General features: G+C 68.5%; 12 protein-coding genes. 6 read left to right on the top strand and 6 right to left on the bottom strand.

What is annotated here, in order from left to right:
• Positions 1-26 precede the first annotated feature (26 nt).
• Entirely contained in the window at positions 27-3,545 is a 3,519-nt protein-coding gene (gene dnaE, locus EJO66_RS06630; RefSeq protein ID WP_124958087.1) for a DNA polymerase III subunit alpha, read from the bottom strand.
• Positions 3,546-3,606: 61 nt separating this feature from the next.
• Between dnaE and EJO66_RS06625 the strand changes: the two genes are divergently transcribed.
• Positions 3,607-4,398, top strand: coding sequence for a sulfurtransferase (locus tag EJO66_RS06625; RefSeq protein ID WP_124958088.1), 792 nt, complete (start codon positions 3,607-3,609; stop codon positions 4,396-4,398).
• 31 nt (positions 4,399-4,429) lie between these two features.
• On the opposite strand, the gene EJO66_RS06620 is transcribed toward EJO66_RS06625, so the two are convergent.
• The 4 genes from EJO66_RS06620 to EJO66_RS06605 form a co-directional block, all read right to left on the bottom strand.
• Complete coding sequence (locus tag EJO66_RS06620; RefSeq protein ID WP_124958089.1) at positions 4,430-5,353, bottom strand: pirin family protein; 924 nt, start codon at positions 5,351-5,353, stop codon at positions 4,430-4,432.
• Between the two features lie 23 nt (positions 5,354-5,376).
• Positions 5,377-5,928 carry a flavodoxin family protein gene (locus tag EJO66_RS06615; protein WP_124958090.1) on the bottom strand — a complete coding sequence of 184 codons (552 nt, stop codon included), beginning with the start codon at positions 5,926-5,928 and terminating at the stop codon, positions 5,377-5,379.
• A 31-nt stretch (positions 5,929-5,959) separates the two neighbouring features.
• Positions 5,960-6,382 (bottom strand): DoxX family protein, encoded by a 423-nt coding sequence (locus EJO66_RS06610; protein ID WP_124958091.1) that lies wholly within the window; start codon positions 6,380-6,382, stop codon positions 5,960-5,962.
• A gap of 68 nt (positions 6,383-6,450) precedes the next feature.
• On the bottom strand, positions 6,451-7,152 hold the full coding sequence (locus EJO66_RS06605; protein WP_125964785.1) for a pirin family protein: 702 nt from the start codon (positions 7,150-7,152) through the stop codon (positions 6,451-6,453).
• Between the two features lie 176 nt (positions 7,153-7,328).
• Here EJO66_RS06605 and EJO66_RS06600 point away from each other — a divergent pair, with 176 nt between their 5' ends.
• The 5 genes from EJO66_RS06600 to EJO66_RS06580 all read left to right on the top strand — a co-directional run bounded on the left by EJO66_RS06600 (position 7,329) and on the right by EJO66_RS06580 (position 12,412).
• Positions 7,329-8,282, top strand: coding sequence for a LysR family transcriptional regulator (locus tag EJO66_RS06600; RefSeq protein ID WP_124958093.1), 954 nt, complete (start codon positions 7,329-7,331; stop codon positions 8,280-8,282).
• A 96-nt stretch (positions 8,283-8,378) separates the two neighbouring features.
• A complete protein-coding gene (locus EJO66_RS06595) occupies positions 8,379-9,461 on the top strand; it encodes an NAD(P)/FAD-dependent oxidoreductase (protein WP_124958094.1) in 1,083 nt (360 codons plus the stop codon).
• Positions 9,462-9,468: 7 nt separating this feature from the next.
• The gene (gene gluQRS / locus EJO66_RS06590; protein ID WP_124958095.1) at positions 9,469-10,392 is read left to right on the top strand and encodes a tRNA glutamyl-Q(34) synthetase GluQRS; all 924 of its coding nucleotides are present in this window, start codon (positions 9,469-9,471) and stop codon (positions 10,390-10,392) included.
• Positions 10,392-11,144, top strand: coding sequence for a tRNA (guanosine(46)-N7)-methyltransferase TrmB (gene trmB, locus EJO66_RS06585; protein ID WP_124958096.1), 753 nt, complete (start codon positions 10,392-10,394; stop codon positions 11,142-11,144). Before gluQRS ends, trmB begins: the two co-directional genes overlap by 1 nt.
• A 104-nt stretch (positions 11,145-11,248) precedes the next feature.
• Positions 11,249-12,412: an ABC transporter substrate-binding protein gene (locus EJO66_RS06580; protein WP_124958097.1), complete on the top strand. Its 1,164-nt coding sequence runs from the start codon at positions 11,249-11,251 to the stop codon at positions 12,410-12,412.
• 4 nt (positions 12,413-12,416) lie between these two features.
• Here EJO66_RS06580 and EJO66_RS06575 read toward each other — a convergent pair whose 3' ends face one another.
• Positions 12,417-13,136, bottom strand: coding sequence for a Crp/Fnr family transcriptional regulator (locus tag EJO66_RS06575; protein ID WP_124958098.1), 720 nt, complete (start codon positions 13,134-13,136; stop codon positions 12,417-12,419).
• Positions 13,137-13,178: the final 42 nt, after the last annotated feature.

Here is a 13,178-nt window from a genome sequence, read left to right as displayed (position 1 = left end):
GGGAGCCATGCCTCCGAAGGCGAGGCTCACTCGTAGACGACCGAGGCCTTGCCGGCCTCCGCCTGCGCCGTCCAGCTCGCGAGTGCGGCGTCGGTCGGGAAGAACCTGGCGCGCTCGCCGAGCTGCAGTTCGACCTGCGCGCCGCCGCGCGCCATCGACAGGCGCACCGGCAGCCCCTGCACGAGGTCGCCATGCTCGCTCTGCTCGGTGCGCGGAGGAAAGTCCTTCACCAGGCGCGCGATGTCGGGCGCCTTGCCATTGACGGCCACCCGCAGGAATTTCCCGAAGCGGCAGCGCGCGGTGGCCAGGTCCCACACCTGCTGCACCTGGAAACGGGCCTCGAAGCCGCCGCGGCCCGGCTGCAGCCGGCCGCTCACGATCACCAGCTCGTCGTCCTTCAAGGTGTTGCGGTTCGCATTGATCAGCGCCTCGTCCGCGGTGGCGTCGATGGCATCGGACTTGTCGTCGAGCTTGAAGATCGCCAGCCGGCCGCGCTGGCCGTTGATCACGCGGAAATCGCTCACGATGCCCGCGATCACCTGCTGTTCGCGCGTGTCCATGAGGTCGCCGATCTCGCGCTTGCAGAAGCGCCGCACCTCGTGCGCCACCTCGTCGAACAGGTGGCCCGAAAGATAGAAGCCGACGGCCGTCTTCTCGAAGGTGAGCCGCTCCTTCACGCCCCAGGGCGTGGCGTCCACCAGCTCGGGCTCCTGCGTCGCCGAGCCGTGCTCGCTGTCGCCGAAGATGTCGACCTGCGCCGCATTGGCCTCGGTGGCGGCCGCGAACTCGAAGGCGCGGTCGACCGAGGCGATGAGCGAGGCGCGGTTCTGCTGGATCGCGTCGAAGGCACCGGCCTTGATGAGCGCTTCGACCGTGCGCTTGTTGATGCGCTGGCGGTCGATGCGCACGCAGAAATCGAACAGGCTCTTGAACGGACCGCCCTCTTCCCGTGCGCGCACCACGGCCTCGACCGCGAGCTGGCCGGTGCCCTTGACGGCACCCAGGCCATAGCGAATCACCTTGTCGGTGACAGGCTCGAAGCGGTAGTTGCCGCGGTTCACGTCCGGCGGCTCGAAGGTGATGCCGAAATTCTTCTGCGCGTCTTCGAACAGCACCTTGAGCTTGTCGGTGTCGTCCATTTCCACGGTCATGTTGGCGCAGAAGAATTCGGCCGTGTAGTGGACCTTGAGCCAGCCCGTGTGGTACGCCAGCAGCGAGTACGCGGCGGCGTGCGACTTGTTGAAGCCGTAGCCCGCGAACTTCTCCATCAGGTCGAAGATCTCGTCGGCCTTGTCCTGGGGAATGCCGTGCGTCTTGAGCGCGCCCGCGCGGAATTTCTCGCGGTGCTCGGCCATCTCCTCGAGCTTTTTCTTGCCCATGGCGCGGCGCAGCAGGTCGGCGCCGCCGAGCGAGTAGCCGCCCAGGATCTGCGCGGTCTGCATCACCTGCTCCTGGTAGACCATGATCCCGTAGGTCTCGGAGAGCATCTCGGCCACGGCCGGGTGCGGGTACTCCACCTCTTCGCGGCCGTGCTTGCGCGCCACGAAGCTCGGGATCAGGTCCATCGGGCCCGGACGGTACAGCGCGTTGAGCGCGATCAGGTCCTCCAGCCGCGTCGGCCGCGCATCCTTCAGCATGCCCTGCATGCCGCGGCTTTCAAACTGGAACACCGCCTCCGTCTTGCCCTCGGAGAACAGCTTGTAGGTCTCGCGGTCGTCGAGCCTGATGTTCTCGTACGCGAAGTTCTCCTGGCCCTTGTGGCGCTTGACGATGAATTCTTTCGCGATCTCAAGAATGGTGAGCGTGGCCAGGCCCAGGAAGTCGAACTTCACGAGGCCGATGGCCTCCACGTCGTCCTTGTCGTACTGGCTCACGGCCGAGTCGCTGCCGGGCTGCTGGTAGAGCGGGCAGAAGTCGGTGAGCTTGCCGGGCGCGATCAGCACGCCGCCCGCGTGCATGCCGATGTTGCGCGTCATGCCCTCGAGCTTCTGCGCGAGCTCGACCAGCATGCGCACTTCTTCTTCCTTCTCGATGCGCGCCGCGAGCTGCGGCTCCATCTCGATGGCGTAGTTGTTCTTGTCGCCTTCCACCTTGGGGTCCGGCGGATATTGAATGGTGACGGGCTGGCCCGGCTTGTTGGGAATGAGCTTGCTGATGCCATCGCAGAACATGTAGCTCATGTCGAGCACGCGCCCCACGTCGCGGATGGCGGCGCGCGCGGCCATCGTTCCGAAGGTGGCGATCTGGCTCACGGCATCGCGGCCGTACTTGTCCTTCACATAGTCGATCACGCGGTCGCGGTTGCCCTGGCAGAAGTCGATGTCGAAGTCGGGCATCGAGACGCGCTCAGGGTTCAGGAAGCGTTCGAACAGCAGCTTGTATTCGAGCGGATCGAGGTCGGTGATCTTCAGCGCGTAGGCAACCAGCGAGCCCGCGCCCGAGCCCCGGCCCGGGCCCACCGGGCAGCCATTGTTCTTGGCCCACTTGATGAAGTCGCCCACGATCAGGAAGTAGCCGGGGAAGCCCATGTTCAGGATCGTGTTGATCTCGAACTCGAGGCGCTCCACATAGCGCGGCCTCTCGGCATCGCGCCGGGCCGGATCGGGGTAGAGGTGCGCCAGGCGTTCTTCCAGGCCCACAAAGGACTCCTGGCGGAAGAACTCGTCGATCGGCATGCGCACGCCTTCGCCGATGAAGGGCGTCGGAAAGTCGGGCAGCTGCGGCTTGCCGAGCACCAGCGTCAGGTTGCAGCGCTTGGCGATCTCGACTGTGTTGGCCAGCGCGCTCGGCACGTCGGCAAAGAGCGCCTGCATTTCGGCGCTCGACTTGAAGTACTGCTCTTCGGTGAACTTGCGCACGCGGCGCGGGTTGCCCAGGATTTCGCCTTCCGAGATGCAGACGCGCGCCTCGTGCGCCTCGTAGTCCTGTCGCTCGGCAAACTGCACCGGGTGCGTCGCGACCACCGGCAGGCGCAGCCGGGCCGCGAGCTTCACGGCGGCAATCACGTGCGGCTCATCGTCAGGGCGGCCCGCACGCTGCAGCTCGATGTAGAAGCGATGCGGGAACATGCCCGCCAGCTGCAGCGCCAGCTCGGCGGCGCGCTCTTCCTGCCCCTGCAGCAGCGGCGCGCCCAGCGGGCCGGCCTGCGCGCCCGACAGCGCGATCAGCCCGCCCTGCAGTTCCTGGAGCCATTCGAGCTTGCAGGCCGCCTGCGACTGGCCACGGCCCACGTTCTGCGTCCAGGCGCGCGCCAGCAGCTCGGACAGGTGGAGGTAGCCCTCCATGTTCTGCACCAGCAGCACGATGCGGGTGAGCACGCCGGGCTCCTTGCCCAGGCCTTCGATGAAGATTTCGGCACCGATGACCGGCTTGACGCCCTTGCCTCGCCCCTGCTTGTAGAACTTGACCGCCCCGAACAGGTTGTTCAGGTCGGTGATGGCCAGCGCGGGCTGCTTGTCGGCAGCGGCGGCCTTGACGACTTCGTCGATGCGGTTGGTGCCGTCGACGACGGAAAACTCGGTGTGCAGGCGCAGGTGAACAAACATCCGCCCATTGTAGAAACCGGCACTCCACGATGTGGGTTGGCAATCCCTACAATCTCGGCCCGTGCAAGAGATTTTGAATATTGCGGCCTACAAGTTCGTGGCCATCGACGACAGCCCCGTGCTGCGCGAAGACCTGCGCGAGCGCGCCCAGGCCCTGGGCCTCATGGGCACCATCCTGCTGGCGCCGGAAGGCATCAACCTGTTCCTGGCGGGGCTGCCCGATGCCGTGCGCAGCTTCGTTGCCAGCCTGCGCGCCGATGCGCGCTTCGCCGACCTCGAAACCAAGGAAAGCTGGTCGGCCGCGCAGCCCTTCCGCCGCATGCTGGTGAAGCTCAAGCGCGAGATCATCCGCATGGACCACCCGGCCATCCAGCCGGCAGCAGGCCGTGCGCCGGGCGTGGACGCGCCCACGCTCAAGCGCTGGCTCGACCAGGGCCACGACGACGGAGGCCGGGAAATCGCGCTGCTCGACACGCGCAACGACTTCGAGGTCGACGAAGGCAGCTTCGACGGCGCAATCGACTGGCGCATCACCAAGTTCACCGAATTCCCGCCCGCGCTCAAGGCGCACCGCGCCGATTTCGCGGGCAAGACGGTGGTGAGCTTCTGCACCGGCGGCATCCGCTGCGAGAAGGCCGCGATCCTGATGCGCGAAGAAGGCATCGAGAACGTGCTGCAGCTCGAAGGCGGCATCCTGAAATATTTCGAAGAGGTCGGCGGCGCGCACTACCACGGCGACTGCTTCGTGTTCGACGGCCGGCGCGCGCTGGCGCCCGACCTGAGCGCGCGTGCGGCCGATGCCAGCGCGCGTGCGTCGGAAGACATCGACCTGAGTAGCGGCCTGAAGAAATAGCCGGCGGGTTGCCGGCCACGCGCTCTGGGAGTCAGACCGGCGTCGTGCCCACGTCGGGCTCACGCACACCAAAGGGCTTGCCGGGCAGCGGAATGAATTCGGTCTCGCCGGGCACATGCCCCATGCGCTGCGCAGCCCAGTCGGAGCCCGCTTCGAGGATCCGTTCGCGCCGGCTCGAGACGAAATTCCAGGTGATGTAGCGCGGGCCGTCGAGCGGCTCGCCGCCGATCACCATCAGGCGCGCGGCGGTGTCGCAAGCCAGCACCGCGCCCTGGCCGTCGGGCAGAACCGCCATCGTGTGCGCGGGGATCGATTCGCCATTGACGCTCGCATCGGCATCGACGGCATAGACCGCCAGTTCGGGTGCCAGCGCGGGCAGCTCGAAGCGGCCGCCCGCTGGCAATGCGATGTCGAGGTAGATCGTCTGCGACAGTGCCTTGACTGGCGAGCGCTGGCCGAAGGCCTCGCCCACCAGCACGCGCACCGCCACGCCCTGCTCCACCACTTCGGGAATCGCACTGGCCGGCGTGTGCTCGAAGCTCGGCTCGGTTTCTTCATGCGCCTGCGGCAAGGCAGCCCAGAGCTGCAGCCCGTGGTTCACGTAGGTGTCGGCCTTGAGTCGTTCGGGCTTGCGCTCGGAGTGCACGATGCCGCGCCCCGCGGTCATCCAGTTGATGGCGCCGGGCAGGATCTCCTGCACGCTGCCCAAGCTGTCGCGATGCATCATCGCGCCCTCGAAAAGATAGGTGACCGTGGACAGGCCGATGTGCGGATGCGGCCGCACATCGTGCTGGGTGCCGGGCTGCTCGGTGGCCGGGCCGAAGTGGTCGAAGAACACGAACGGGCCCACCGAGCGGCGCTGCGCCGCGGGCAGCAGGCGCCGCACCTTGAAGCCGCCGCCCAGGTCCTTGTCGTGTGGTTGAAGCAATTGGGTCTGTGCGGCGGTATCGGTCATCGGGGGCTCCTTGGTGGCTGGGTTTATCCGCGTGATCTTGCCACTGCGGCAATACGCTCGCCGAATGCCCTTGCAGTGTCGAAGTCGCCCTTGAACATCTCGGCCGGGCTCGCATCCGAAGGCGACTGCGTCAGCAGGCCGCCGTAGCCGCCCACGTAGTTCATCGAATCGCGCGTGGCCGCCTTGTTGTTGGTCGGCAGGATGCCCATGCTGACCCAGAGGCCGCTGTGCTGCATCGCAAGCGTCCACAGGTAGGCGATGGTCGCGACCTTGTCGCCGTTCATGGTGGCGCTGTTGGTGAAGCCCGCGAAGAGCTTGTCCTTCCAGCCTTGCGTGAACCAGACCTTGGACGAGGCATCGGCGAATTTCTTGAACTGCCAGCTCACGCCGCCCATGTAGGTCGGCGAGCCGAAGATGATCGCGTCGGCCGCGGCCAGCGTCTCCCAGCCGCCTTCGGGCAGGTTGCCATCGGCATCGATGGCGAGCAGCTGCGCGTCCGCGCCATCGGCCACGGCTTGCGCCACGCGCTGGGTGTGGCCGTAGCCGGAATGGAAGACGACGACGATGTTTGCCATGCTCAGGAACTCCTTTGTTCGGGTTATGGAATCAGCGCTTGTCGATGCTGAAGCGGCCGGGGCCGAAGGCGGCGAAGGCGAGCAGGCCGCCGGCGATCGCGATGTTCTTGTTGAAGTTGATCTGCTGCATCATCTTCATCGCATCGGGCACGGCCCAGTACTTGTGGAAGAACAGCGCGGCGGCCACGGTGAAGATCGCCATCGCAATGGCGGTCCAGCGGGTCTTGAAGCCCACCAGCAGCGCGATGCCGAGGACGAGTTCGACCAGGATGGCGATCGCGGCGCCCACTTCCGGCAGCGGCAGGCCCACCGAGTTGATGTAGCCCACGGTGCCCGCAAAGCCCATGAGCTTGCCGATGCCGGCCGGGATGAACAGGTACGCGATCAGGATGCGGCCGACCAGCGCCAGCGTGTCCTGGGCTGCATTGGGGGTGGTGGTGGTTGTGGTTGCCATGGTTGAAAACTCCTCGGGTTGTTGAAATTCAAGTAAAAAAAGCCGGGCGGCATGCGCCCGGCCAGGGATCATGCCGCCAGGTCGAACACCAGCACTTCGGCATCCTTGCCGGCGCCGAGCGTGAGCTGCGATTCGCCTTCGAGCATCGCGGCGTCGCCGCCCGCGAGCTTCTGGCCATTGACCTCGAGCTCGCCGCGCACCAGGTGCACGTAGCTCTTGCGCTGGGGGTCCAGCGCCAGGCTGGCCTTCTCGTCGCCGTCGAGCAGGCCTGCGAACAGGCGCGCATCGGCATGCACCGTCACCGAGCCGTCGCTACCGTCGGGCGAGGCCACCAGGCGCAGCTTGCCGCGCTTTTCGGCGTCGCTGAACTTCTTCTGCTCGTAGCCCGGCGCAATGCCGCGCACGTTCGGCTCGATCCAGATCTGCAGGAAATGCGTGGTCTCGTCGGCCTTGTGGTTGAACTCGCTGTGCATCACGCCGCGGCCCGCGCTCATGCGCTGCACGTCGCCCGGCGGAATGGATTCCACGTTGCCCATGCTGTCCTTGTGCGCCAGTTCGCCCGAGAGCACGTAGCTGATGATCTCCATGTCCTTGTGGCCATGAGTGCCGAAGCCGGCGCCCGCGGCCACGCGGTCTTCGTTGATCACCCGCAGGTTGCCGAAACCCATGTGGGCCGGGTCGTAGTAGCCAGCAAAGGAAAAGCTGTGGAACGAGCGCAGCCAGCCATGGTCGGCATAACCGCGTTCCTGTGATTTACGGACTTGCAACATCGTCAAACTCCTTCGGCCCTGTCCCGTGGGGATGCTCGGGCCTTCTTCGTATGCCGCGCCGGATGCGCAGCGGATGTGAAGAACTTTAGGTCCGCACCCCATCGATAAAAGCGCCTGATTTTGATGGCATCATTCAAATTTTTTGATCAATCGATCACTCGATCGAAGGAACCGCCATGCCCAGCGCCAGAGACGTACTGACCCCCGACGCGCTCGCCATGCTGCAGACCGTGGCCGCCACCGGCAGCTTTGCCGGCGCGGCGCGCGCGCTCAACCTCGTGCCCAGCGCGCTCAGCTACCGCGTGCGCCAGATCGAGGACGCGCTCGACGTGCTGCTGTTCGACCGCAGTGCACGCCAGGCCCGCATCACCGAGGCCGGCGCCGAACTGCTGCGCGAGGCGGCGCGGCTGCTGGGCGAGATCGACGCGGTGGCCAACCGCGTCAAGCGCGTGGCCACCGGCTGGGAGCCGATGCTCACCATCGCGGTCGACAGCGTGATCGCGCGCGACCCGCTGCTCGACCTGGCCACCGCCTTCTTCGCGCTCGATCCGCCCACGCGGCTCAAGCTGCGCGACGAGACCCTGCTCGGCACCATCGAGGCGCTGACCAGCGGCGAGGCCGACCTGGCCATCGGCGCGGTGCTCGACGCGGCGAGCCTGGCCTTCACCGCCACCGGCATCCGCAGCCGGCCGATCGGCGAGCTGTGTTTTGTCTATGCGGTGGCGCCGCACCATCCGCTCGCGCGCCTGCCCGAGCCATTGACCGATGCGGTGCTGCGCCAGCATCGCGCGGTGGCAGCGGCCGACTCGGTGCGCAGCGGGCCGAGCATGACGGTCAACCTGGTCGGCGGACAGGACGTGCTCACGGTGCCGAGCATGCAGGCCAAGCTGAACGCGCAGCTGCACGGACTGGGCGGCGGCTTCCTGCCCGAGCCGATGGCGCGGCCCTACATCGAGGCCGGCCACCTGGTCGAGCGCAAGACCGAACGCCAGCCGCCGCTGGCCACCATGCACTGCGCCTGGCGCGTGCGCAGCGCGGGCGGACCGGGCCGCGCGCTCGAATGGTGGCTCGCGCAGTTCGAGCACGAGGCCACGCGGCGGGCGCTGCTGGAGCGGCATCGGGGGCGTTGAAAGCCATCGCCTTGCGACCGCGCGGCGGCCCCTTTGCAGACCGTTGTAGAGTCCGGACACATCCATCCGTCTCCGTACACAAGAAAAGAGTCCCTCATGACCACTCGCGCAACTGCAAAGGCGGCCGACCGCCACCGAACCCCCGCCGCTCCCCGCCACTACGCCGTCGTCGGCGCCGGCATTGCCGGCGTGGCCTGCGCCCGGACGCTGGTGCAGGCCGGCCACAAGGTGACGGTGTTCGAACGCGAGGCCGCACCCGGCGGGCGCATGGCGAGCGTCGACACCGCCTTCGGTCGCTTCGACAGCGGCGCGCAGTACTTCACCGTGCGCGATCCGCGCTTTGCGCTGGCGCTGGAAGCCACGCCCAGCCTCTGCCGCCCCTGGAGCGCCAACCTCGTGCGCGTGCTCGATGCGCACGGCCGCGTGGCAGAGGCCGCATTGCCCGGGCGCGAATCGCACTGGGTGGCGCAGCCGGGCATGGACGCCCTGGTGGCCCACTGGGCCGCGCCGCTGGGCGACAGCCTCGTGGCCGACACGCAGGTCACGCAGATCGAACCCGATGCGCTCGACGCCAAGCGCTGGCAGCTGCGCACCGCCGGTGAAGACGATTCGCAGCACGTGTACTCGGGCTTCGACGCCGTGCTGCTGGCCGTGCCGCCCTCGCGCACGCGCGCGCTGCTGGGCGACGGCAAGCTCTCGGCCGCCATCAGCCAGAAGATCGAGCCGGTGCGCATCGCGCCCTGCTGGACCCTGATGATCGCCTTCCCGCAGGCCAACCAGGCCAACATGTCGCACCTCGGCCCGCAATGGAACGCGGCGCGCAGCACCCACCACCGCGTGGCATGGCTCGCGCGCGAGTCGTCCAAGCCCGGCCGCGAACGCGTCGAGCGCTGGACGCTGCAGGCCAGCGCCGCCTGGTCGCAGGAGCACCTGCGCGACGACGCCGCGCGCGTCGAGGCCAAGCTGCTGCGCGCCTTCGCCGAGATCACCGGCATCCATGCCGCGCCCACGCACGCCCGGGCGCGCTGCTGGCCCGAAGCCCAGACCCAGGTTCCAGTGGGCAAGAGCCACCTGTGGGACGCCAAGGCACGCATCGGCGTGGCCGGCGACTGGTGCATCGGCCATCGGGTCGAGGACGCGTTCCTCTCGGGCCTTTCGCTGGCGCTCGCAGTGATCTGATCCGCGGATGCGGGAGACCGGCCGTTTCGCGCCCTCGCCCACCGGCCCGCTGCATGCCGGCTCGCTGGTGGCTGCGCTCGCAAGCTGGCTCGACGTGCGCGCGCGCGGCCCCAAGGCGCGCTGGCTGGTCCGCATCGAGGACGCCGACACCGAACGCTGCCTGCCCGGCATGGGCGAGCACATCCTCCAGCAGCTGGCCGACTGCGGCCTGCTGCCCGACGAAGCACCGGTGTGGCAGACGCAGCGCACCGCGCGCTATGAAGCCGCGCTGGCAAGGCTGCAGGCCCTCGGCCTTGCCTACCCCTGCGGCTGCTCGCGCAAGGACATCGACGAGGCCCTCGCACGGCTCGGCCGGCCGCACACGCGCCATGGCGAGCGGGTCTACCCCGGCACCTGCCGGGGCGGGCTGCACGGCAAGCCCGCACGCGCCTGGCGCTTTGCCACCGAGAAGTTCGAATCCGCCCAGCCGGCACTGGCCTCCGGCGAACTCTGCTGGACCGACCGCCGCCTCGGCCGCCAATGCCAGGATGTCGGCCGCGAGGTCGGCGACTTCGTGCTGCGCCGCGCCGATGGCCCGTGGGCCTACCAGCTCGCGGTGGTGGTCGACGACGCGGAACAGGGCGTGACCGACGTCGTGCGCGGCGAAGACCTGGCCGACAACACCGCGCGCCAGATCCTGCTGCAGCGCGCGCTCGGCCTGCCCACGCCCAGCTACCTGCACACGCCGCTGGTGCGCGGCGCCGACGGAGACAAGCTCTCCAAGCAGAACGGCGCCACCGCCATCGACACCGCCACGCCCGAGGCCGCCCTGGCGGCCCTCGACGCGGCCGCGCGCGTGCTCGGGCTGCGCGCCAGCGCGGCCGCTTCCTGCGCGCCGGCCTTGGCCGGCTGGGTGCCCGAATGGCGCGATCTCTACAATTCGCGGCCGTAATGACCTTTCCCGACACCGTGCCCCACGATTCCCCGCCCAGCAACGACGACGCGGCCGACGACAACAGCAACAAGCCGCATCCGCTGCACCGCCGCCTCAAGAGCTTCGTGAAGCGCGCGGGCCGCACCACCGACGGCCAGGCGCGCGCCTTTGCCGAGCTGGGGCCGCTGTTCCTCATCCCCTACAAGCCCGAGCCGCTCGACCTCGTGGCGGCCTTCGGCGGCCGCGCCGCGCCGACCGTGCTCGAGATCGGCTTTGGCATGGGCGAGGCCACCGCGCACATCGCCACCGTGCTGCCCGAGACCAACTTCCTGTGCTGCGAAGTGCACGAGCCCGGCGTGGGCGCACTGCTCAAGCGCATCGGCGAGCAGTCGATCACCAACATCCGCATCTGCGCGCACGATGCGGTCGATGTGCTCGACCACATGCTGCAGCCCGGCTCGCTGGCGGGCGTGCATGTGTTCTTTCCCGACCCCTGGCACAAGAAGCGCCACAACAAGCGCCGCCTGATCCAGCCCGAGTTCGTGAAAAAGCTCGCCGAGCACCTGCAGCCGGGCGGCTACATCCATTGCGCCACCGACTGGCAGCCCTACGCCGAGCAGATGCTCGAGGTGCTGTCCGCCGAACCGTTGCTGCGCAACACGGCCGAAGGCTACGCGCCCAAGCCGGAATACCGGCCGCTCACCAAGTTCGAGAACCGCGGCATCAAGCTGGGCCACGGCGTCTGGGACCTGGTGTTCCGGCGGGCCTGAAGCCGCTCCTGCGGCACGCCGGCGGCGCGGCCTCTCTCGCCGCGGCCTTTCCCATGGGCATCGAACTTGCTACACTTTTTTACTACTGTTAAAAAAGGTGAGCCATGGACAGTTCTCGCAGGGAATGGCTGGGCAAGGCTGGCGCAGCGCTGCTGCTGGGCGGCGGCGTTCATCTGCCGGCGCTTTCGCAATCATCGAGCCGGGCGGCGGGCGCGCGGGTGGTCCTGCTGGGCCAGTCGGTGCCGCTGACGGGCGCGGCCGGCGAGATCGGGCTGGCCTTCGCGGCCGGCAGCCGGCTCGCGGTGGCCGATTTCAACGAGCGCAATGCCGCGAGCGGCCTGCAGCTCAAGCTGCTGCAGCTCGACGACGGCTACGACGCGGGCCGGGCCGCCGCCAACGCGCGCACCCTGCTCGGCACCGACAAGGCCGACATGCTGTTCGGCTTCGTGGGCACCGCCAGCAGCGACGCCGGCGCCAACGTGGCCGCGCAGCAGGGCAGCCTGCTGTTCGCGCCCTTTGCCGCCGCCGACGCGCTGCGCGAGGCCAGCCATCCCCACGTGTTCCACGTGCGCCCCGGCATGATCGACGAGGCGCTGAAGATCGTGCGCCAGTGCGCCACCGTGGGCCAGACGCGCATCGCGCTGGTGGGCGACGACGACGCCATGGGCCGCGCCGGCCTGGCCGCCGTCCAGCAGGCCATCACCGAGCTGAAGCTGCCCGCGCTGGTGGCCTCGGCGATGGTGCCGGCCGGCGGCGCCGACAAGCTCGACGCGGCGCTCAAGACGGTGCTGCAGCAGACGCCGCAGGCCATCGTGCTGGTGTCGCTCTCGGGCACCACGGCCAACGCGATCCGCAAGCTGCGCAAGAGCGGCTACAGCGGCAGCTTCATGGCCTTCTCGATCGTGGGCATCGACCCGCTCTATGCCGAACTGGGCAAGGACATCGGCGGCATCGTGATCTCGCAGGTGGTGCCGTCGCCGCGGCCCTCGGCCATCCCGATCGTCAAGGAGTACCGCGCCGCGGTCGACAACTCCGACCAGACGCCCTCGTACGAAGGCCTCGAAGGCTTCATTGCGGTCAAGGTGGCGGGCGAAGCGGTGCGCCGCGCGGGCCGCGGCTTCACCACCGCGAGCCTGCAGCGCGTGATGACCGCCATGACCGACTACGACGTGGGCGGCTTCCGCGTCAACCTGCGCCCGGGCCTGCGCGATGCCTCGCGCACCATCGACCTGATCAGCATCTCGGCCGACGGGCGCGTGCTGCGCTGAGGCGCTACCCGGTGCTCACCAGCGCCTGCAGCGCGTCGAGCGACCTGAGCTCGATGCGCCCGTAGCCCAGCGCGAGCACGCCCTCGCCCGCCAGCGCATTGAGCTCCTTCGAGAGCGTCTGGCGCGTGACGCCGAGCATCATTGCCAGCGCCTCCTGCGGCAGCATCAGCGTGCGGCGCAGCAGCACCGACTGCGTGGCGTCGCCGCGCGCCAGCACCAGCAGCCGGTGCGCCACGCGCGCGCGCAGGCTGCGCAGCGTGGCGTCTTCGGTCAGGCCGTAGAGCATGCGCACGCGCGCGGCCAGCATGGCGGCCATCGCATTGGCAAAGACCACGTCGCGCATCTGCTGGGCAAAGGCCGCGGGCGGCACCACCAGCAGGTCGAGCGCCTCCAGCGCGGTGGCGTCGTGCGTGCGCGGCGAGCCGTCGATCAGCGTGATCTCGCCGAACCAGTTGCCGGGTTCGAGCACCGCAAGAATGGCCTCGCGCCCGTCCTGCCGCAGCGACGAGATCTTGATCGTGCCGGCCAGGAGGCCATAGAAGCCGCCGCCCGCCGCATGGATCGGATCGCCCTGGCGGAACACCATCGCGCCGCGGCGCACGTGAATGAGTTCGCCCGCGCCCAGCAGTGCTTCGCGCTGCGCGCGCGGCATGCTGGTGAACCATGGGTTGCGCTCCATCGCGGCGCGGTGCGCAGGGGAAAGACGCGGTTTGGAAGGCGGCATGCGGGGGTTTACCAGAGCCTTGCATTGTCAAATTCTTGACAG

This window comes from Variovorax beijingensis, from assembly GCF_003951285.1.
Classification (GTDB): domain Bacteria; phylum Pseudomonadota; class Gammaproteobacteria; order Burkholderiales; family Burkholderiaceae_C; genus Variovorax; species Variovorax beijingensis.
This window is presented reverse-complemented; position numbering and strand designations above follow the sequence as displayed.